The 20,007-nt window shown below is 64.2% G+C and carries 22 protein-coding genes and 1 tRNA gene; 3 read left to right on the top strand and 20 right to left on the bottom strand.

What is annotated here, in order from left to right; genetic code table 11:
* Nucleotides 1-62: 62 nt before the first annotated feature.
* Entirely contained in the window at nucleotides 63-1,163 is a 1,101-nt protein-coding gene (locus AC4PTO_RS12870; RefSeq protein WP_492729066.1) for a hypothetical protein, read from the top strand.
* Here AC4PTO_RS12870 and AC4PTO_RS12875 read toward each other — a convergent pair.
* The 10 genes from AC4PTO_RS12875 to AC4PTO_RS12920 form a co-directional block, all read right to left on the bottom strand.
* Nucleotides 1,160-1,342, bottom strand: a complete 183-nt coding sequence (locus tag AC4PTO_RS12875) for a DNA gyrase inhibitor YacG (RefSeq protein WP_492729068.1) — start codon at nucleotides 1,340-1,342, stop codon at nucleotides 1,160-1,162. The two genes, AC4PTO_RS12870 and AC4PTO_RS12875, sit on opposite strands and share 4 nt — an antisense overlap.
* Nucleotides 1,339-2,382: a ribonuclease E/G gene (locus AC4PTO_RS12880; protein WP_492729069.1), complete on the bottom strand. Its 1,044-nt coding sequence runs from the start codon at nucleotides 2,380-2,382 to the stop codon at nucleotides 1,339-1,341. Before AC4PTO_RS12880 ends, AC4PTO_RS12875 begins: the two co-directional genes overlap by 4 nt.
* Nucleotides 2,379-2,960: a Maf family protein gene (locus AC4PTO_RS12885; protein WP_492729071.1), complete on the bottom strand. Its 582-nt coding sequence runs from the start codon at nucleotides 2,958-2,960 to the stop codon at nucleotides 2,379-2,381. The genes AC4PTO_RS12880 and AC4PTO_RS12885 overlap by 4 nt, the downstream gene beginning before the upstream one ends.
* Before the next feature lie 14 nt (nucleotides 2,961-2,974).
* Nucleotides 2,975-3,193 (bottom strand): translation initiation factor IF-1, encoded by a 219-nt coding sequence (infA, locus tag AC4PTO_RS12890; RefSeq protein ID WP_010397442.1) that lies wholly within the window; start codon nucleotides 3,191-3,193, stop codon nucleotides 2,975-2,977.
* A 117-nt stretch (nucleotides 3,194-3,310) separates the two neighbouring features.
* Complete coding sequence (locus AC4PTO_RS12895; protein ID WP_492729078.1) at nucleotides 3,311-3,778, bottom strand: arsenate-mycothiol transferase ArsC; 468 nt, start codon at nucleotides 3,776-3,778, stop codon at nucleotides 3,311-3,313.
* The gene (locus AC4PTO_RS12900; protein WP_492729080.1) at nucleotides 3,778-4,257 is read right to left on the bottom strand and encodes a UPF0262 family protein; all 480 of its coding nucleotides are present in this window, start codon (nucleotides 4,255-4,257) and stop codon (nucleotides 3,778-3,780) included. The genes AC4PTO_RS12895 and AC4PTO_RS12900 overlap by 1 nt, the downstream gene beginning before the upstream one ends.
* Nucleotides 4,257-5,567, bottom strand: a complete 1,311-nt coding sequence (hisD, locus tag AC4PTO_RS12905; RefSeq protein ID WP_492729082.1) for a histidinol dehydrogenase — start codon at nucleotides 5,565-5,567, stop codon at nucleotides 4,257-4,259. Before hisD ends, AC4PTO_RS12900 begins: the two co-directional genes overlap by 1 nt.
* 105 nt (nucleotides 5,568-5,672) lie before the next feature.
* Complete coding sequence (locus AC4PTO_RS12910; RefSeq protein ID WP_492729084.1) at nucleotides 5,673-6,152, bottom strand: DUF2948 family protein; 480 nt, start codon at nucleotides 6,150-6,152, stop codon at nucleotides 5,673-5,675.
* On the bottom strand, nucleotides 6,149-7,420 hold the full coding sequence (murA, locus tag AC4PTO_RS12915) for a UDP-N-acetylglucosamine 1-carboxyvinyltransferase (protein ID WP_492729086.1): 1,272 nt from the start codon (nucleotides 7,418-7,420) through the stop codon (nucleotides 6,149-6,151). Before murA ends, AC4PTO_RS12910 begins: the two co-directional genes overlap by 4 nt.
* Before the next feature lie 4 nt (nucleotides 7,421-7,424).
* Nucleotides 7,425-7,607, bottom strand: coding sequence for a hypothetical protein (locus AC4PTO_RS12920; RefSeq protein ID WP_492729087.1), 183 nt, complete (start codon nucleotides 7,605-7,607; stop codon nucleotides 7,425-7,427).
* Nucleotides 7,608-7,721: 114 nt separating this feature from the next.
* On the opposite strand from AC4PTO_RS12920, the gene AC4PTO_RS12925 reads away from it, so the two are divergent.
* Both AC4PTO_RS12925 and AC4PTO_RS12930 read left to right on the top strand, forming a co-directional pair.
* Nucleotides 7,722-7,796 (top strand) — tRNA-Thr (locus AC4PTO_RS12925).
* Between the two features lie 256 nt (nucleotides 7,797-8,052).
* Nucleotides 8,053-9,003 carry a helix-turn-helix domain-containing protein gene (locus AC4PTO_RS12930; RefSeq protein WP_492729089.1) on the top strand — a complete coding sequence of 317 codons (951 nt, stop codon included), beginning with the start codon at nucleotides 8,053-8,055 and terminating at the stop codon, nucleotides 9,001-9,003.
* A gap of 8 nt (nucleotides 9,004-9,011) precedes the next feature.
* Here the strand turns inward: AC4PTO_RS12930 and AC4PTO_RS12935 are convergent, their stop codons facing one another.
* From AC4PTO_RS12935 to AC4PTO_RS12980, 10 genes are all read right to left on the bottom strand, one after another.
* A complete protein-coding gene (locus AC4PTO_RS12935; RefSeq protein WP_492729091.1) occupies nucleotides 9,012-9,803 on the bottom strand; it encodes an SDR family NAD(P)-dependent oxidoreductase in 792 nt (263 codons plus the stop codon).
* 6 nt (nucleotides 9,804-9,809) lie between these two features.
* Nucleotides 9,810-10,229: a diol dehydratase small subunit gene (locus AC4PTO_RS12940; RefSeq protein WP_492729093.1), complete on the bottom strand. Its 420-nt coding sequence runs from the start codon at nucleotides 10,227-10,229 to the stop codon at nucleotides 9,810-9,812.
* Nucleotides 10,226-12,547: a propanediol/glycerol family dehydratase large subunit gene (locus AC4PTO_RS12945; RefSeq protein ID WP_492729095.1), complete on the bottom strand. Its 2,322-nt coding sequence runs from the start codon at nucleotides 12,545-12,547 to the stop codon at nucleotides 10,226-10,228. Before AC4PTO_RS12945 ends, AC4PTO_RS12940 begins: the two co-directional genes overlap by 4 nt.
* A 135-nt stretch (nucleotides 12,548-12,682) precedes the next feature.
* Complete coding sequence (locus tag AC4PTO_RS12950) at nucleotides 12,683-13,855, bottom strand: iron-containing alcohol dehydrogenase (protein WP_492729096.1); 1,173 nt, start codon at nucleotides 13,853-13,855, stop codon at nucleotides 12,683-12,685.
* A 29-nt stretch (nucleotides 13,856-13,884) separates the two neighbouring features.
* Nucleotides 13,885-15,222: a glutamine synthetase family protein gene (locus tag AC4PTO_RS12955; RefSeq protein WP_492729097.1), complete on the bottom strand. Its 1,338-nt coding sequence runs from the start codon at nucleotides 15,220-15,222 to the stop codon at nucleotides 13,885-13,887.
* Nucleotides 15,223-15,261: 39 nt separating this feature from the next.
* Nucleotides 15,262-15,975 (bottom strand): ABC transporter ATP-binding protein, encoded by a 714-nt coding sequence (locus tag AC4PTO_RS12960; protein WP_492729098.1) that lies wholly within the window; start codon nucleotides 15,973-15,975, stop codon nucleotides 15,262-15,264.
* Nucleotides 15,959-16,729, bottom strand: coding sequence for an ABC transporter ATP-binding protein (locus AC4PTO_RS12965; protein WP_492729100.1), 771 nt, complete (start codon nucleotides 16,727-16,729; stop codon nucleotides 15,959-15,961). The genes AC4PTO_RS12960 and AC4PTO_RS12965 overlap by 17 nt, the downstream gene beginning before the upstream one ends.
* A gap of 11 nt (nucleotides 16,730-16,740) precedes the next feature.
* Entirely contained in the window at nucleotides 16,741-17,709 is a 969-nt protein-coding gene (locus tag AC4PTO_RS12970) for a branched-chain amino acid ABC transporter permease (RefSeq protein WP_492729101.1), read from the bottom strand.
* A gap of 54 nt (nucleotides 17,710-17,763) precedes the next feature.
* Nucleotides 17,764-18,627 carry a branched-chain amino acid ABC transporter permease gene (locus tag AC4PTO_RS12975; protein WP_492729102.1) on the bottom strand — a complete coding sequence of 288 codons (864 nt, stop codon included), beginning with the start codon at nucleotides 18,625-18,627 and terminating at the stop codon, nucleotides 17,764-17,766.
* 128 nt (nucleotides 18,628-18,755) lie between these two features.
* Nucleotides 18,756-19,997 (bottom strand): ABC transporter substrate-binding protein, encoded by a 1,242-nt coding sequence (locus tag AC4PTO_RS12980; protein WP_492729103.1) that lies wholly within the window; start codon nucleotides 19,995-19,997, stop codon nucleotides 18,756-18,758.
* Nucleotides 19,998-20,007: the final 10 nt, after the last annotated feature.

Below are 20,007 nucleotides of genomic sequence, written 5' to 3' on the forward strand. Positions count from 1 at the left end.
TCCAACTTGAATCCGCCATATTTCGATTTTATCCCGACCAGCGAATTGATCCGAAGATTTCAATGCTACGTTTGTTTACTATCCTTCTGGCGCTTTGCGCCGCCCCTGCCGCATATGCACAGGACGCCTCGACCGATTATGCCGAGTTGCTTGGCCTGCGCGAGGAATTGCTGGACATCCTCACCGCGCAGCAGCAGGCGCTCGATGCGCTTGTGCTGGGCGTGGCGGGGTTCGATTGCACGATCCGCACCCATCCCGCCCAGGCGCAAAGCAACCTTTATGCCGACCGGGGTTGGGACTGCACCCCCACGACCGGCGAGGCCCGTGGACGGATGGTGGTCACGGCCACGCTGACCCCATTCGAGGCCAAGAGGGATCGCGCGGAGTTCGAAAGCGCGCGCAAGTCCGCGACCTACCCTGCGGTCGTCCGCACGATCGGCGCGTGGCAGACGGCCATAAGCGTCGCATGGGCGATGGCGATCTTCGACGGATCGGCAACACTGGAAATGCAAAATCTCGATGGCCGCAAGGGTGAGCCGGTCACCGAGGCCTTCATGGCGGGCGTTCTGGCGCATCCGAGCGAGGCGCTGGCCCTGAGCCTGCAAGCCGAGCCCCGCGCCGAGGACCTGCGCGCCCGGATCGGCGAGATCCAGCTGCGCCGGTCCGAGCGGCTCTATACGGCGCTCGTCGCAGCGGGAGGGACGAACGGCGGCGCCTGCACCACCCTGCCCGTCGTGCCCTGCGCCCGGGCGGGTTTCGAAGTGCCGGCGATCTCGGAAACCGGGGAGCCCTGTCATGTCACGGTCGGTCTCAGCGCAACCGCGATCGACCTGGTCCAGACGAAGGACGCCGAACGCGACGCGCGCAAGCTGATGCGGAACCCCGAGCAGCGCGCGCTGCTGATCGAGGAGCCGGTCGAGAGACCTCGGGGCATCGGCACGTTCAGCGTCTTTATGCAGACCCTGACCTACCGGCTCGACGACGCGATGTCGGTGCAGATCAGGGGTGGGATCGACCGCAGCCTGCCGGACGATGCGCAATGCCTGCAATCGGTGGCACAGCTGTTGCCGCTTCTGGAGCGCATCGAGGCGAACCTGCATCTCGAGGACGGCGACGCCGACATGGCGGCCCGGATCGCGGCGGCGTTCGATATGCCGCGTTAGTGCAGCGGGCCGTCCCGGCCCTCGACGCCCTCGGGAGCGCGCTCATCTTCCTCGGCGATATCGCCCGAAATGACGTAGGAATTGTTCAGCCAGCGCGCCAGATCCACGTCCGCACAGCGTTTCGAGCAGAACGGGCGATATTTTGGATCGGAGGCCTTGCCGCAGATCGGACAGCTCATCCGCGGCCCTCCAGCACCTGAGTCAGCGCAACCCGGTCGCGCTTGCGCTGAAGCTCGAAATTGCCAAGCGGGGTCCAGCCGGCAAGGCTCGTTTCGGCCGCCTCGCCCTTGAAGGCCACGCGCAGCTGCTGTTCCAGCGTGGCGCGGTCGCGCTTGGGCATGGGTGCGAAATCGACGGTGACCTGCCCGCCAAGCCCGCGCAGGCGCAGCTGGCGCGGCAATTCCCGCGCGGCGGCGATATTGACCTTCAGCGCCGCCGCCGGAGAGCTGTCGGCACCGGTATTCACATCCACCGCGATCAGCGCGCGGGTCGGCTCGATCAGCATATGCCCGCCGCCCGGCAGCGCGACCTCGGGCGCCAGAAGCGCGTCGATCGCCTCAAGAACGCCATGGGCGGACATGTCGCCCTCGATCACCTCGTCGGGCGCCGGATCGGCCCAGTCGCGCCAGGCCTCTTCATGCGGACCGGGGGCATCAACCAGCAACTCCGGCGCGCCCGAAAGATCGGCCATCACCGCTTCGGCAAGGGCGCGCATCGCCCCGATATCGCCGGAAATCTCGTCGGGCGCCGCCCCCTCGCAGGCCGAGCGCAGGATCAGCCCCATCGCGCTTTGCGCCATTGCCGCGGCCGCAAGCGCATCCAGTTCGGCGCGCAGATCCTCGTCCCGGATGCGGCGCGAGATGTTGAGCCCCGGCGCCCCCGGCGTCACGATCGCGTAGCGCGACTTGAACAACACGCGCAGGCTGACCGGCAGCGCCTTGCCGGCCTCGGCCCCGCCGGTAACCTGGCAGATCACGGACTGGCCCGGAGAAAGGCCCTTCACCTCGCGCAGGAAACCCTTTTCACCGCCCGGCAGGCGCACGAACACGCCGCCCTGCCCCTTCATCTGCCGGTCGACCGTGCCGCGGCAGATCGCACCGGGGGCAAGGGCCACGACCTCGGACGTGTCAAGCAAAAGATCCTCGAGCCGACCGTCAAGCATCAGCGCGGCGGCCTCGCGCCCCGCGATCTCGCCCAGGATGACGGTGCGCCCCTTCATGCGGTTTCCTCCTTCGCGGCGATCCCGAATGCGCCCAGCAATGTCACGGTTTCCGCAAGGGGCAATCCGACCACGGCCGAGAAAGACCCCTGAAGCCACGGGATGAAGGCCCCGGCCCGGCCCTGGATGGCATAGCCGCCGGCCTTGCCCGCCCACTCGCCCGAGGCGAGATAGCCGTTCACATCGGCATTGGAAAGCGGGCGGAACCGCACGATCGTGTCGACCAGCCGCGCGCGCAGCCCCGAGGGTCCGCGCACGGCAACGGCGGTCAGAACGTGATGGCGCCGCCCCGACAGCGCCCAAAGAAACTCGGCCGCCTCGCCCGCATCGCGCGGCTTGCCCAGGATGCGCCGCCCCAGCGTGACCGTGGTATCGGCGCACAGGATCACCTCGTCGGCCGCGCAATCAAGCGCCGCCGCCTTCTCGCGCGCCATGCGCGCCACATAGGCGCGCGGCGTTTCCGATTTTCGCGGGGTTTCGTCGATCTCGGGCGCGCGCACGGCGTCGGGCACAAACCCGGCCTGAACCAGAAGCTCATGCCTGCGCGGGCTGGCCGATCCCAGGATCAGACGCGGCACGGAAGGCGCCGCGATCACTTGAAGCGGTAGTTGATGCGACCCTTCGTCAGGTCATAGGTGTTCATTTCCACCTGCACCTTGTCGCCGGCCAGAACACGGATGCGGTTCTTGCGCATCTTTCCTGCCATATGCGCGATGATCTCATGGCCGTTTTCCAGCTCGACCCTGAACGTCGCATTGGGCAGAAGTTCCTTCACGACGCCGGGAAATTCGAGCATTTCTTCCTTGGCCATGGTCACTCCTTGATATGCCGCCCGCCGGATTCCGCGAGCGCGCATTAAATGCGCCTCGGTAACGTTTTTTTCAAGGGCTATATGGCCGCCCGCCCGCATTTCGACCGGCGGATGCGGTCATCCTGCCTGCGTTTGCGCCGTCGGGGGGCCAAAACGCTCGATCATGCGCGACACGATCTGGTCGCGCGTGCGCCGGAAGGCGGCCAGCTTGGCCTCGCGCCCCTCGGCGATGCCGGTGGGGTCCATGATCGGCCAGTATTCGACATCCAGATGGAAAAACCGCGTCAGTTCCAGCGCCCGGCGCTGACTGGCGGGCGACAGCGCGATCACCAGATCGAAGCCCGAAAGATCGTCGCCCCAATCCTCCATCTCGTCGAAAGAGCGCGAGCGGTGGCGCGACAGCTCGACACCGATTTCGTTGCACACGGCGATGGTGAAGCCGTCGATATCCATATCGGCCTTCACGCCGACGGACTGGACATAGCATTCCTGCCCGTAAAGCTTCTTCATGATCCCTTCGGCCATCGGCGAGCGGATGGCGTTATGGTCGCAGCAGAACAGGACCGAATGGGGAAGCTTGCCCATCAGGTCACCGGCGCAAGCACGCAGATCAGGGTGAACAGGCGCCGCGCGGTGTCTATGTCCAGCTCAGCCTTGCCTTCAAGGCGCTCCTGCAACACGCGCGCGCCCTCGTTGTGGATGCCGCGCCGCGCCATGTCGATCGCCTCGATCTGGCTGGGCGGCAGCTTCTTCACCGCCTCGAAATAGCTTTCGCAGATCTGGGAGTAATCCTTCACCACCTGCCGGAACGGGCCGAAGGACAGGTGGAACTCGGCCACCTTTTCGCCCGCCTCGGTGGCGGTGTCGAAGACCAGCCGCCCGTCACGCACCGACAGGCCAAGCGCGAAGGGTCCCTCGGGGGTGGGGGCGTCGCCGCGGCCGGGGATCGAGAAGCTGTTATCCTCGAGCAGGTCGTAGATCGCCACGCGGCGCTCCTGCTCGATCTGGGGCGACGGCGCGGCCAGGCCGGCCTCGTCGATATCTATGCGGCAGATACGGGACATCAGCTTTCCCTTTCGTTCAGGGCGTTCAGGCGCACACGCACAGACAGACCGTGCGCCTCGAGGCTTTCCGATTGCGCCAGCCGCTCGGCGGCAGGCCCGATGGCCGAAAGCGCCGCGGGCGTCATGCGCGCCAGCGTGGTGCGCTTGAGGAAATCCATCACCGACAGCCCCGAGGAAAACCGCGCCGAGCGCGCGGTGGGCAGAACGTGGTTCGGCCCGCCGACATAATCGCCGATGGCCTCGGGGGTGAAGGCGCCCAGGAAGATCGCCCCGGCATGGGTGATCCGCGCCGACAGCGCATCGGGATCGGCCACGCACAGCTCAAGGTGCTCGGGGGCGACGCGGTTCGACAGCTCTGCCGCCTCGGCCAGGTCGCGCGTCACGATCACCGCGCCGTTCTCGCGCCAGCTTGCCCCGGCGATCGCGCGCCGCTCCAGCGTCTTCAGCCGCGCCTCGACCGCGGCCGCCACGGCAGTGCCGAAATCCGCGTCATCCGTGATCAGGATGGATTGCGCGCTTTCGTCATGCTCGGCCTGGCTCAGCAGATCGAGCGCGATCCAGTCGGGATCGTTGTCGCGGTCCGCGATCACGAGGATCTCGGAGGGGCCGGCGATCATGTCGATGCCGACCTTACCGAACACCCGGCGCTTGGCGGCGGCTACATAGGCATTTCCGGGGCCGGTGATCTTGTCCACCGGCGCGATCGTCGCGGTGCCATAGGCCAAGGCCGCCACCGCCTGCGCGCCGCCGATCCGGTAGACCGTATCCACCCCCGCGATCCGCGCGGCCAGCAGGACCAGCGGATTGACCACGCCCCCCGGCGTCGGGCAGGCGATCACCAGCCGCTCTACCCCCGCCACCTTGGCCGGGATCGCATTCATCAGAACCGAAGAGGGGTAAGAGGCAAGCCCGCCGGGCACATAAAGCCCCGCCGCCGACACGGGCGTGAAGCGCCAGCCCAGCATCGCGCCCTCGGGATCGGTCCATTGCTGGTCCTCGGGCATCTGGCGGACGTGATAGGCGCGGATCCGTTCGGCCGCCAGTTCCAGCGCCGCGCGATCTTCGGCCGAGACCTTCGCAACCTCTGCGGCGATCTCGTCGGGTGAAAAGGCAAGCGTTTCGGGCGTCAGCGCCAGGCGGTCCAAACGCTCGGTCAGTTCGATCACCGCCGCATCGCCCCGGCTGCGCACCTGCGCGATGATATCGGCCACGGCGGCATCCACATCGGGCGCATCTTCCCGCTTCATTCCAAGCAATGCCTGGAAGCGTGCCTCGAAACCGGGCTCTCGGGTCGACAGGAACTGGGGCATCGGCGGCTCTCCTCAGGTCGCACAGGACTTAGAGTGTCATCGCGCCTGCCGCAAGCGCCCTGCGCGGGGAAAGCCGCAATCTGGTGCCCCGAAAAAGACGGCTGCCTATTGCGGATGCTCCGGTGCCTTGCCCGAAGGCGCCGCATAGGGCCGCGTCACATCGCGCAGGTCGATATCGAGACATTCCACCTGCGCGGCGATCGCGCCATCACCGGCCAGCGTGATGAGCACGCGCCCCGCCCCGTCCTCGCCCGGCTCGAATTGCAGGTCCAGCATGGACAGGATCGTGTCACGCTCGCCCCGGTCAATGCCCTGGCTGGCAACACCCGTCACCCCGGACACGACCAGAAGCGCGCGCGCGCGCTCATAGGGGCGGCCAAGCGCCTCGGCGGTGGCCTTGTCCTCCCAGCGGAAGCGGTTGATCAGGAAGGCGAGCGTGCGGGCGCGGGCATTCCAGACGATATCGGTGACCGGCAGGATCGCATCCTGCACCAGCGCCGCGATCACGGGCACGTCCTCGGGCGTTTCGGCGCGCAGGCTCAGCGCGCTTTCGCCGGCATCCTCGAAACGCGCATCCCCGCTCATTCGCCCTTCACCCGCTCGATGGTCGCGCCAACGGCCGACAGCTTTTCCTCGACCCGCTCATAGCCGCGATCGAGGTGGTAGACGCGGCTGACCACGGTTTCGCCCTCGGCCGCCAGCCCCGCCAGAATCAGCGAGACCGAGGCCCGCAGATCGGTGGCCATCACGGGTGCCCCGCGCAGCCGCTCCACCCCCGTCACGGTCGCATGGCCGCCATGGACGTCGATCTTCGCGCCCATCCGGATCAGTTCGGGCGCGTGCATGAAGCGATTCTCGAAGATCGTCTCTTCCAGAACGCTGACCCCGTCGGCCGTGCACAAAAGCGCCATCATCTGCGCCTGAAGATCGGTCGGAAAGCCCGGGAAGGGTTCGGTCGTCACATCCACCGCCGACACCCGCCCGTTCCTGCGCGCGACCTTGAGGCCCTTTTCCGTCTCTTCCACCATGATGCCCGCCGCATCGAGCTTTTCGCAGAACGCCGCCACAAGCTCGATCCGCCCGCCGATGCACTCCACCTCGCCGCCGCAGATCGCGGGGGCGAGCATGTAGGTGCCCAGCTCGATCCGGTCGGTCACCACCGGATGGGTCGCGCCGCCAAGCCGCTCGACCCCCTGGATCGTGATGGTCGCGCTTCCCTCTCCCTCGATCTGCGCGCCCATCTTGCGCAGGCAGCGGGCAAGATCGACGATCTCGGGCTCGCGCGCGGCGTTGCGCAATTCGGTCGTGCCCTTGGCCAGCGTGGCCGCCATCAGCGCGTTTTCCGTGGCGCCCACCGACACCAGCGGGAATTCCACCACAGCCCCCTTCAACCCGCCCGAGGGCGCCTTGGCATGCACATAGCCGTCACGCAGTTCCAGCTCGGCCCCCATCGCCTCAAGCGCCTTGAGATGCAGGTCCACCGGGCGCGCTCCGATCGCGCAGCCACCGGGCAGCGACACCACCGCATGCCCCGCTCGCGCCAGCATCGGCCCCAGCACCAGGATCGAGGCGCGCATCTTGCGCACGATATCGTAATCGGCGGTATGGTTGCTCAGGTCATGGCTGGACAGCGCCAGAACCTGCCCGCCCTGAAGGCTCGCCACCTCGGCCCCGAGCGAGGCCAGCAGTTCGGACATCGTGCGGATGTCGGACAGGCGCGGCGCATTGGTCAGCGTCAGCGGCTCGTCCGACAAGAGCGTGGCCGGCATGAGCGTGAGACAGGCGTTCTTCGCCCCCGCGATCGGGATCTCGCCACGAAGTTCCGCGCCGCCCCGCACAATGATCTGATCCATTCGCCTACTCGTCCTTTGTGTCAACGCCCGAAGGGCCGCCCGCCGCGCCGTCCGCCCGCGCCTCGTCCGACCGCGCCCGCGCCTGCGCCTTGCGCTTTTGCAGATTGGCCCGCAGCGCGGCGCGCAGCCGTGCCTCGCGGCTGTCCTCGGGGGGCTTGTCGCCGGTTTTGCGGGGTTTGTCATCCATCGCCTCTCTCTAGCGCGTCGCCCGAAATGCGTCCAGAGAGCTGCGCGACTTTGCGCTTGCGCGGCCCGGCGAATACGTCTAAATCCCCGCCACGGTCGAATTCGACCCACCGGCGCTGCGGTAGCTCAGTGGTAGAGCACTCCCTTGGTAAGGGAGAGGTCGAGAGTTCAATCCTCTCTCGCAGCACCATCTTTTTCCCTCCCCTTTTCAGGTTTAAAAGCGCCAGACTGCAAAGAGTACCTCCCGGGGTTCGGCTTCATGCCGTTCGTCCGGTATCGGGGCGGCGGTAAAGAGTTGCCCGAAACGGCTTCTTGATCCGGGCGACACAAGGCGCATAACATCCCATCAACGGACCGGCTGCATCCGACGTAAGATCGGCGCGACCGGTCCGCACCTTTCGACTCTGGACGCATCGTGACAGGCGCGCGCAAGACGAAGGAGACCGATGAACACCGCAACCGGGTCTGAAGATCATATCCGCCGCAGCGACAGCGTTCACCATCAGGCGGAACTACTGGACAGATGGGATCAGCAATATTCCCAACTGGGCAGCGGGTTATTTTCGGGCTCCGTCACCATGTGCAGGAACGGCGCTGCCCGACTTTTTCGCGAAGACCTGAACCTAGATGTCTATCAGGTCGGCGGCTTGTCGACGCCGCGGATCGCTTTCGGCTTTCCCCTTCGCTTCGATGGCAACTGCTTTCTTTGCGGCGAAGCGGCCCGAATCCGTGATCTGCTGGTCTTTTCAGGCCAGTCGGGATTCGAGTTTCTTTCGCCACGGGATTTCGAGTTCTACGGGGTCGAGTTCGATGCCTCGAAAGCCACCGACCCGGTGCTTGCGGCCATGCTCGATGAGTTGTCGGACGTCTTCGCCAGCGGAAGGCGTTCCATCCGGCTCGATCCGTCGCAGGCCAACAACCTCTCCTCCTCTCTCGTGTCCCTGTTCCATGCGCGCGCGGCCGCCGAAGCCACCCCCTGGTCGGCCGAGCAGACAAATGCCATCAATCGCCAGATCGCGGGCTCCACGCTCGATTGCCTGCCCGCCGACGCGGCCGGGGGGCCGCGAAGCGAACGGCATTGGGACGTCATCTCGGCGGTGCGCGATCTGGTGCGCGACAATCCCTATTGTCCGCGCTCGGTCGCGGAACTGACCATCGAGTTGGGGATATCCCGCCGCACTTTGCAAAATGTCTGTCAGGACATCCTGGGAATCAGCCCCGTGCATTTCCTGCGCGTTCTGCGCCTGAACGAGGCGCGCCGCGCTATCGAAGCCACCCAGTCGGTCACGCAGGCCGCCACACAATTCGGTTTCTGGCATCTGAGCTATTTCGCGCGCGATTACCGCGCGCTTTTCGGAGAGCTGCCCTCCAGAACGCTGGAACGGGTCCGCCGCTAACCATCGTGCTACAGAAACTCTCCTCCGTCCACCACGAAGGCCTGTCCGGTCATGAAGGCCGACATGTCCGAAGCCAGGAAGAGGATCGCATCGGCAATCTCCGAGGTGCTCGCCCAACGGCCCATGGGAATGGCCGTGCGGATATAGGTTTCCAGCTGCGCCCGCCCGCCCATCTGCTTTTCGAAGCCCGCGTTGAAGGGCGTGTCAACGAACCCGGGGCAGAGCGCATTCACGCGGATATTGGCGCGTGCATAATCCGCCGCGATCTGGCGCACCATGGCAACGGCTGCGTGCTTGGTCGTCGCATAGGCGATCATCTCACGGTCATATTGCACGCCGGAATTCGACGCGGTGATGATGATGCTGCCACCACCTTGCCGTTTCATCGGCCCGACAGCAGCCTGGGCCGCCACGAAATGCGCCCGCACGTTTAGCCGCCACGAGGCATCCATCTGCGCCACGTCCACCTGTTCAAGTGTGCCCTCGACCTGCAACCCCGCATGCGAATGCAGAACGTCCAGCCGGCCATGTGCCGCAACCGCCCCTTCGATGGCGGCGCGCAGCGCAACGTCATCCGTGACATCAAGTCCGAGCCCCGTGACCGAAAGCCCCTCGGCTTGCAGTGCGCCGGCCACCTGGCTTGCGCGCGCGGGGTCAAGATCGGTCGCAACCACCGTCGCGCCGGCCCGGGCAAGAGCTTCGGCCCCGGCCCGCCCGATGCCCGACCCTGCCCCCGTCACAAGACAGACCTTGCCCGCCATGAGCGCGGGACAGCGCACGGGGTTTTCAGCACTCACCATCGTTCGTCACTCCTCTTTCAGAAGGCCTCGGCGCAGGTAGATCTCTGCGGCACGGTCGATGAAATCGGCCATCAGGGGCGCCCCGTAACGGCTGCGAAACTCCTCGGCACGGTCCGTCAGGATGCTTTTGGAACGCACGCGGCCGGGCCGCAGCATTTCGTAGGTGTCCATGATCACATCCTGCGGAACGTCGACCAGTTCGGCCCCGCGTTCGAAATTGCGGGCAAGTGTATGGCGTCCGGCAGCATCCGCGATTGCGGCCTGCGCCCTCAGCGCATCCTGCGTGATACGCAGGTCCTCCATCTCGACCCGACCCGACAGGACGGCATCCAGCGTGATTTCGTCCGGCGCTATGCCCCGGCGTCCCCTGATCCTGTCCCCCTGCGTTTCGGCCAGCGGGTAATCGGCAATGGTCGGTTTCTTCATCGGCTGCCACCTCCCTTGGCCTCGTCGAGAAATTTCAGCGTCACCTCATCCGGAGCGCGGTCGGGGTCGACAAGGCCGGTCTCGATCGCGTGGATCAGCGCCACCTGCGCATGGAATCGCGCGCCGAGCGCCTCGCCCTGGGTCGGCACGACGATGGGTTCCACCGCCACACCAAGCGCGTAACCGGCAGCGTTGCGCCCAAGGCCCCGATAATGCTCGAGCGTGGTAATCGGCGCATTGGAAAACAGCTCAAGGTTGTTATGCGGCAGGCGGTCGCGCGAATGGATGATCGCAGTGCCCTTGGCCTGAATGCCGATCCCGACCCCCGATCCCGCCAGCCGTGCCGCGGAATGACCCAGGAAAGAGGTGTCGGCAGTATGGTGCATGCGCACGATGCGCGCCACGGCACCCCCCTCTTCGATACCGCCCACGATATGACGCAACACCTGCGACAGGTTAAGCCCTCCGGTGGTCTGGTAAAGCTGCAGCCCGAAAGCCGGGCTGATACCTACCACCACTTCCTTCGGATCATTGCCTTCCCGCGCCTCGCCCGCCTCGAGATAGGCGATCCGCTGCGCCTCGGCCTTGCGGTGCATGGATTGCGCGCTCAGCACATCGCTTTGCCCCAGAAGGTCACGCAGATCGCTGATTTCGCCCCGCCGCTCTTCGGTCAGCCTGTAACCGCTGCCGGGTCCGGCGTAGTCATTGGGGTCGTTGATCGCACTGATCACACGGCCCTCGCGCACGATGGCCGAAGTCTGAAGATAATCGCCCGAGACCCGCAGCTTGACCAGCCGCAATAGGTTCTCGGCCTCTGGCACGAAACCGCGATTGGCAAGCGCGCAGATCACGTCGATCACGGTGATGCCCCGACCCTGGATCGCCTCGCTGATCTGCGCGGTTGCCCCAAGCGCGAAGGTCTGCGTCTCGCGCGAGCCCGAAGCGACGACGACACTGGCCTTCATCTCGGCGGTGGGGCTGGCCAGGTCCAGTTCTTCAAGCACAGCCGAGATCGCATCCACCGCCCGCGCCCGCAATTCCAACGCGCGCGATTCCGGCAGCGGCGTCAGCCCGCCATCGGCCTCGAAATCGCGTTGCAGCGCAAGGTAATCCTCCATCTCCTCGCCATTGAACAGTGAGGCGTTGAACGAATTGTCATAGGACAGGATCGACCCGAAGCCCGAGCAGATGAAATCCGACCCCGCAATCAGATAAGGCAAGATCTTCGCCCCAACCCGGATCTCGGATTCGGTCGAACGCGCATCGTTGCCGCTGGCACATTCCAGATCCAGCCATACGGCAAGCAGGTTCTCGGCCATCATCTCGCGCACACCGCCTGCAATCGTTGCGGTCAACGGCGCGCCGTCGATCCCCCCGTTTTGAGTGCCCTGAACCCCCATGCCGCGTTGCAGGCACAGGCAGCGCGCCTCAAGATACAGAAGCGACTTCGCCTCGTGAAAACCCATCAGAAGCTCGGACCCGCCGCCCGAGGTGCAGCGCGCCTTGATCCCCCGCGAGGCATAGGCAGCCACGAGAAAAGCCTTGGACCAGGGCGTATCGTCCCCGTCAGTAAAGCTTTTCTCGGTGCCATAGACGGAAACCGTCTCCGCGTAAGAGGTAAAGCCCGCCATGCCGATGCGAAGCTCCTCGGCCTCTTCGCTGGAACATTGAAAAAGCGTCCCCCACCGCCCGACCGATGAACCGACAACGCAGGCCATCGCGTTTGACCAGGCGTTGCGCGACACGCGCATCGTGGTTTCCAGCTCATCAAAGCCAAACCCCACAGCCGTGGCCGCATCGGCGGCAAGTTGCAGCGGATCGTCCTTCGCATTGGTCACATGCGCCTGGTTTCCCGGCGTCTTCCGCGGGCGCATCTTGGAATAGGCAAACGCGATCTCAAGCGCATTGAGGCGTGACACGACATCGGCCAGCTTCGCCGGCGTCATGCCGCGTGCCAGCCGCACCAGATCGCTGCGTGGCACATTCATGTCCACCAGCATGCGCGCGATCTTGGCCGAATCCATCGCCATCGCCTCGGCCGCAACCTCGGGATCCAGATGATGCTCGGCGATGAAGGCGTCGATCATGTCGAAGTCATGCACCAGAACGCCATCCATGCTGGCGATCCTGCCTTGCGACAACGTCACCCCGGGCTTGGGATCGGCGGGGCTGGAGAAGGCTGCAAAACCGTTCGCCGCGTCCTCGCGCGCGAACTTGTCGAGCCGCAGGGGCCGGTCATCCCAGTCCGAATAACGCCGCCAGCGGTTCGGCACCGGCGTTTGCACCGCGCGTTGGGTCTGCTTTTCCGTCTTGTCCATCGTCACCCCATGGCCTCCGCTATGTTGGCAATGACATAGGCGCCGCGCATCCGGTCGAACCCAGCGGGGCGTCTGGCACGGCAACGGTCTTCCTGTGTCGGCATGGTGTTCCTTTCTGTCAATAGCGGGACCGGATCAGGCCAGGTCCAGATCACCCCGAACCGCCGCCAGATAGACACGGCGAAAATCTTCCACATCCATCCTGCGCGGGTTCGACGCAGTCGAGGGATCGACCAGCGCCTTGGCCGCAATCTCATCTGCATCCGCCGCCGTCAGGCCAAGATCGGCCAGACGATGCGGAATCCCCAGAATTTCGCGAAACTCCAGCAACCATTGCAGAAAGCCGTCGAAACCACCTTCGATTTCCATGCTATGTGCAATCTTTGCAACTTTGGCCTCGATCACGGGCCGGTTGAAGCACACGACATAGGGCAGGATCACAGCGTTGGCGAGACCGTGCTGGATGTCATGGATCGCCCCCAGGGGGTGGGCGATCGAATGCACCGCCCCCAGTCCCTTCTGGAAAGCGACACCGCCCATCATCGCCGCGACGAACATCTTCATCCGCGCGTCAAGATCCGCCCCGTCGGCACAGGCGCGGGGAAGGTTTTCCTTGATCAGCCGCATGCTTTCCAGCGCAATTCCGTCTGCCATTGGGTGAAAACGCTCGACACAATAGGTCTCGAAGCTGTGAGTGAAGGCATCCATCCCGGTTGCCGCAGTCAGCGCGGCGGGAAGACCCACGGCAAGCTCCGGGTCGCCGATCACGACCGAAGGCAGCATCCGGGGATGGAAGATGATCTTCTTCACCGCGTCGGCGCTGCGCGTCAGAACCGCGGCCCGCCCGACCTCCGATCCTGTCCCCGCCGTGGTCGGCACGGCGATCACCGAATAGATCGCCGTGGCATCCGCCCGCGTCCACCAGTCGCCGATATCCTCCAGATCCCAGACCGGAATGGTCTGGCGCGCCATCAGCGCGATCAGCTTGCCCACATCCATCGCCGAACCCCCGCCGAACGCGACGATCCCGTCATGCCCGCCGGCCCGGAAGGCCGCGATACCCGCTTCAAGATTGCTGTCCGTCGGATTGCCCTGCACGTCGCTGAACAATGCGGCCGTGATCCCGGCTTGTGACATTGCCGCAAGGGCCACAGAAATCATCGGAAGCCCGGCAAGGCCCCGGTCCGTCACCACCAGCGGGCGGCGCAGCCCGAGTGCCGCACAGTGCCGGGGCAACTCGCCGATCTTGCCCGCCCCCGCATGGATCGCGGTGGGATAGGTCCAATGGGCAGACAATTCGTATGGCATCGGCGGGTCTCCTCCTGTGGCGCGACCTGTCAGATCATCTCGAAATAGCGGTGCAGTTCCCAATCCGACACGGCGGCCCGGCAGGCTGCCTCTTCGGCTTCGCGGCTGGCGGCGTAATGTTCGACAAACGGATCGCCGAACCACTCGCGCGCCATGGCCGAACTGCGCAACCTTGCGGCGGCCTCGCGCAGCGATGTCGGGAATTGCAGCGCTTCGGGGTGGTCAGCCGCATAGGCATTGTCGCGGGTGGGAGCGGTCGGTTCGATCCCGTCACGAACCCCCGCAAGGCCCGAGGCAAGCGCCGCCGCCAGCACGAGATAGGGGTTCGCATCGGCCGCGGCCGGACGGTATTCCACCCGCAAGGAGGCATCACTGTCCCCGATCACGCGCAGCGAACAGGTGCGGTTGTCAAACCCCCATGTCGCCGCGGTCGGGGCCCAGTAGCCCGGAGCAAGGCGGGTGAAGGAATTTATCGTCGGCGCAATCAGCGCCAGAAGCTCGGGCATGTAGCGCTGCTGTCCGCCGATGAAATGCCGCGCGGTCATCGAAAGACCATCCTCCGCAGCCGGGTCCAGGAAGGCCGAGGCGCCCGCCTTGCGCAGCGACAGATGCAGATGCCCGCCACATCCCGGAAGCCCCGCGATGGGCTTGGCCATGTAGCACAGCATCACCCCGCTGCGCTGTCCCCACGCCTTGCTGAAGGTCTTGAACACCACCGCCCTGTCGGCGGCCTCCAGCGCTTCGCAAGGCGCAAGCGCGAATTCCATCGCGCCTTCGCCTGCCTCCGGGTGAATACCCTCAAGCGGCGTTTCAAGCGTATCGGCTAGCCCCATCAGGCCATCAAAAAGCCAGGGGTTGGCCGCGCTGCGCAGCACCGAATAGCCCCCCGTGGTCGGTGACAACGGCGTGAGGTTGCGATACCCCTTCGCCATCGCCGAAGCCGGGGTTTCGTGAAACACGAAGAGTTCGTATTCGAACCCTGCCATGGCCGAAAACCCGGCTTCGGCCGCCTTGTCGATCATGCGGCCGGCCAGGCGACGGGCGCAGATCCTGCGCCCGTCGCCCGCGAATTCCAGCAGGTGGAAATCCCGCCCGTCCTCGGCCAGGGTGCGGCGCGATTGCGGCACCACGCGCAGGTCGTCATCGGGAAAGCCGTTGAACCAGCCGGTATAGGCGTTCTCATAAAGCCCATCACGCGCGTCCCAGCCTAGAACGACCGAACAGAAAGCCCCGCCCTTCTTGCAGATCGACTCGAACTTCTGGCGCGAGACGTATTTTCCCCGGATCAGCCCGTCGAGATCGACATAGCCCAGCATGACGAAATCTTCGCGCGGTCGGCTCGGTGCGGGATCTATTGGCGTCTGCATGGTCTCTCTCTTGTTTGCAAGTTGCCGATATCTGTCCGCTCAGGCCCCCAGATAGGCCTTGGCCACCTCGGGGTTTTCCAGCAATTCGGCCGAGGGGCCGTGCAGCGCAATGGAGCCTGTTTCCAGGACATAGCCGTGGTTGGACAGGGTCAGCGCAAGATTGGCGTTCTGTTCGACCAGGATGATCGACAAGCCTGAATCCCGCAGAGACACGATCAGTTCGGCGATCTGATCGATCATGATCGGCGCAAGTCCCAGCGAGGGCTCATCCATCAAGAGCACCTTCGGACGCGCCATCAGCGCCCTGCCCATCGCCACCATCTGTTGTTGCCCACCGCTCAGGCGGCCGGCCATTTCGTTCTGCTTCTCGCGCAGAATCGGGAACCGATCGAACACATCCTCGATCCCCTGGTGGATCGCGGCCCTGTCCTTGTTGAGATAGGCCCCAAGGCGCAAATTCTCGCGCACGGTCATAAGCTTGAACAACCGCCTTCCCTCGGGAACGTGCACGATCCCCATACCGACGATGTCGTTGGGCGCAGTCTTGTCGATGCGCTTGCCGTTATAGCGGATCTCACCCGAGCTTGGCCGCACCAGTCCGGAAATTGCCTTGAGGATCGAGCTTTTCCCCGCGCCATTGGCCCCGATCAGGGTGATGACCTCTCCCTGCTCAAGCTTGACGGTTACGCCCTTGACCGCCTCGACCTTGCCGTAATGCAGATGGAGTTTGTCGACCTCAAGCAACATGGGCATGGCTCCCCAGATAGGCCTCGCGCACGCCGGTATCGTTGCGTATCGCTTCGGGCGTGCCTTCCGCGATCTTGTTACCAAAGTTCAGAACCGTGATGTTGTCGCAAAGGCCCATCACGACCTTCATGTCATGCTCGATCAGCATGACCGAGATACCGGTTTCCCGGATGCGGCGCACAAGGTCGATCATGGCGCGGGATTCCTCGTTGTTCATGCCCGCGCAGGGTTCGTCCAACAGCAGCATATGCGGCTCGGCCGCAAGGGCGATGGCGATGCCAAGGGCTTTTTGGTGCCCGTGCGGAAGGCTTGCGGCCTCTTTGTCGGCAATGCCACCAAGGCCCACGAATTCAAGGATCTCGCGCGCGCGCCTTTCGCTACCCGCCTCCGCCTCGCGGGTCTTGCGGGTGCCGAAAAGCGCACCCAGATAGTCGTGCCCCGAATGCAGGTAGTTGCCGGCCATCACGTTCTTGAGCACCGAGAACTTCTTGAACAGCGTCACGTGCTGGAAGGTCCGCACCAGGCCGAGGCGCGCGATCTCATGCGGTTTCAGCCCGCTGATCTTGTGGCCGCGGAACCGAATTTCTCCGCTGGTGATCGGGTAACGCCCGCTACAGGCGTTGAACAACGTGGTCTTGCCCGCGCCGTTCGGCCCGATAAGCCCGCGAATGTCGTTTTCATTCACCGTCAGGTTCAACCCGTCGATGGCGGTGACGCCACCGAATTTCATCGTCAGGTCGGTCACTTCAAGCTGATGCACCGCCAAGCCTCCTATTTACCCGAACGTTGAAAGAGATTGCGCAGCCGCTGCGGAATGGTCTCAAGCCCGCCGGGCAGCAGCACGACCGATGCAATCAGAACGACACCGAAGAAAATCGTGCGGAAATAGCCTGTTGCGCGCAACAACTCGTCCACGACGGTCAGGCTGATCGCCCCTGCCACAGGCCCCCCTACCGTTGTCAGCCCGCCGACGATGACATGGACAAGCGCGAATTCCGATTTCCAGATATCGAAGGATTTAGGGCTGATATAGGTTTGGTAATGGGCATAAAGCGCGCCCGTCAGCCCGGCCAGCGTACAGGCGATGGTGAAGGCGATGACCTTCTGGCGAAACACGTCGATGCCGGTATGCTGGGCCAGAAGCTCGTTCTCGTGAATGCTCCAGTAGATCATCCCGGTGCGCGAGTTGTTCATGCGATAGATGATCAGCACGATCAGCGTCACGAAGAACAGCGCCAGATAGTAATAAGCGACGCGATTGGCGAAATCGACCTGCAGGAAGCCCAGGTCAAGCTTCGGCGCGCGAATGTCGAAGATACCGTCCCAGCCACCGAACAGATCACGGAAATAGGCGAAGTTGCGCTTGATCACCTCGCCGACGGCCCAGCTTGCCATGAAGAAATAGACCGCACGCGTGCGCATCAGCGGAACGCTGATGGCAAGCGCGATGGCGCCGGAAACAAGGGCCCCGATCCACAGCCCATACCACATCGAAAGCCCCAGCTTGGTCAGCAGGAGGGCCGATGTATAGGCCCCGATCCCCATGAACCCGGCATGGGCGAAAGAGATGAAGCCAAGCGACCAGATCATCCACATACTTGTGGCAAGCGCGACGTTGAGGCTGATGGTGATCGCCACATGGATCATGTATTTGTCAAAGCCGACAAGGACCGGAACAAACAGCGCGACGGCAAACAGTGCCAGCCATGCAATCTTCCGGGGTCGATCAGGGTGCTCCATCTTCACATTCCACTGTTTTTCTTGACGGGGGCCGGGGTGCCGGCGGTTTCAGGGCTAGTCCCAGTGCTGGCCGAACAGGCCCGATGGCCGGAACACAAGAACGAGGAAGATCACCACGAAGCTGAGGATAAGCGCGATGTCGCTGCTGATGGTGGTGGTCACGACGCTGTCGATCATGCCAAGGATCAGCCCGCCGACGACCGCCCCCAACACGCTGCCCAATCCGCCCATAATCACGATCATGAAAGCCTTGATCGTCGCAAGAAATCCCATCGTCGGCACGATCGACAGAAGCGTTCCCATCATGCAGCCCGCGATCGCGGCCATCGAGCTGCCCAGGCCGAAGGCGATCCAGTGAATGCGACTGGTGCGGATGCCCTGAAGCGCGCTGGTGTCCGGGTCTTCGGCCACGGCGCGGATCGCAAGGCCCGTGGTGGTAAAGCGCAGAAAGAACCACAGCGCCAGGATCAGCGCCGCCGATACCGCCGAAATCACCATGCGTTCGTAAGACAGGTAAGTGCCCGCGAACAGCACCCCGCCGCTGACCGCACTCGGGATACCCTTGACGGTGGTGCCGAACAGGATCTGCCCGCTGCTCGAGATGATGAGCACAAGCCCGAGCGACACCGCCAGCGAATAGAGGATATTCTTGCCGTGCAGCCGGCGAAACAGAACAATCTGGAGAAACGCACCGAACAGGAAGATGACGACTGCGCTGACCGCGACACCGGGCCAGTAAGGCAGGCCGAATTCGGCATTCCAGTAATACAGCGTGAAAGCGCCCAGCATGAACATCTCGCCATGGGCATACTGGATGATCCGCATGACACCGAAGATCAGCGTAAGACCGATGGCGATCAGCGCATACATCAGGCCCAGATTGAACCCGGTCAGTCCCATCTGCAAAAGTTCGCTCATATCAAGGGCTCTCCACTTGGGGCTGCAGTGCCGGCGCACCCGGCCACAAGGGGCCGTGCGCACGCAAAAAGGTTGGGAAAAGACGGGACGATGCCCGAGGCACCGTCCCTTCAGTGCCCGCCCCGCGATCAGTAATCGTCGGGCAGGCTGGGGAAGCGGACATCCGCAAGCGTGGCGACGCCGTTGTCGATCGTCGTGGTGAAGCAGTCATAGACGCCCTGGCGATTGACCCCGAAAGAGTTCTCGCCCGCCCATTTCACCTTGCCGACATAGCTGTCCTCAAGCTCGACCTGCGCGAGGGCCTCGGCGACGGCGGCTGTATCCTCGGCGGTGCCCGCCATCTCGATCCCGGCCTTGAGCGCATAGATCCACCACGAATAGTTGCCGGCCAATGCGTTGAACGTGCCGAAACGCTCCATGAAACGGTCCCGGATGGCGGTTTGCGTTTCACTGGACGGGTCCACATTGGTCACCGGCAGAATCACGTCGGTCGCGTGTTCCCCCGCCACTTCGAGGATGGTCTGCGTCTCGGAAGCGGCAGGCGAAGCGATAGGCCCCTTGTAGCCAAGCTCGCGCGCGGCCTTGATGATGCTTGCGGTAATACCCGGCGGCGAAGGGCTGGTGACGATGAAATCGGGCGTGTCGCGGATGGTCTTGGCGACGATCGGATAGAAATCCGTGTCTTCCCAGTTGAAATACTCGACCGATTTCTTCTCGATCCCGTAGTAGTCCATCAACCGCTCGTAAGAGAAGTGGCAGTCGATGCCATCCTGGTCGTCGGGTCCGATGAAGGCCGCCGACTTCAGCGCGTCCTTGCCGTATTTCTCCTGCATGTAGGGGATATAGGCGAAGCCCTGCTCGTAATCTGACATCTCTGCCCGGAAATGCAGCGGATAGTCCTTGCCGAACAGCTCCAGATAGCCCCAGCAGGCCACGATGGACAGCACGCCCGCCGGTTCGGTCACCTGAAGCATGCCGACCGTGCTTGCGGCGGCCTGGCTGTAGACGAACTTGACGCCGTCCTGCTCGACCAGGCGCATGGTCGCTGCGCGGGAATCGGCCACCTCGCCCTTGGTGTCGTAGTTGATGACTTCGATCATGTGGGGTTCGCCATTGACCATGACGCCACCGGCCTCGTTGATGACGGCGGCGCCATCGACAAAGCCCTGCATGGTGGACTGGCCCCAATAGGCAACCGGGCCCGAAAGCGGTACCGCGCCACCGATCTTGATGGTCCGGGTCTGGGCGAAAGCGCTGCGCGGAAGGATAGCCGGGGCCGCAAGGCCGCCGGCAAGAGCAAGCCCCCCGCGCTTCAGCAGGCTACGGCGGTTCATCCGCAACAAGGATGGCGGAGTCTGATTCCTGATCATGTCTTGTCTC

Source organism: Rhodobacter maritimus, assembly GCF_058747975.1.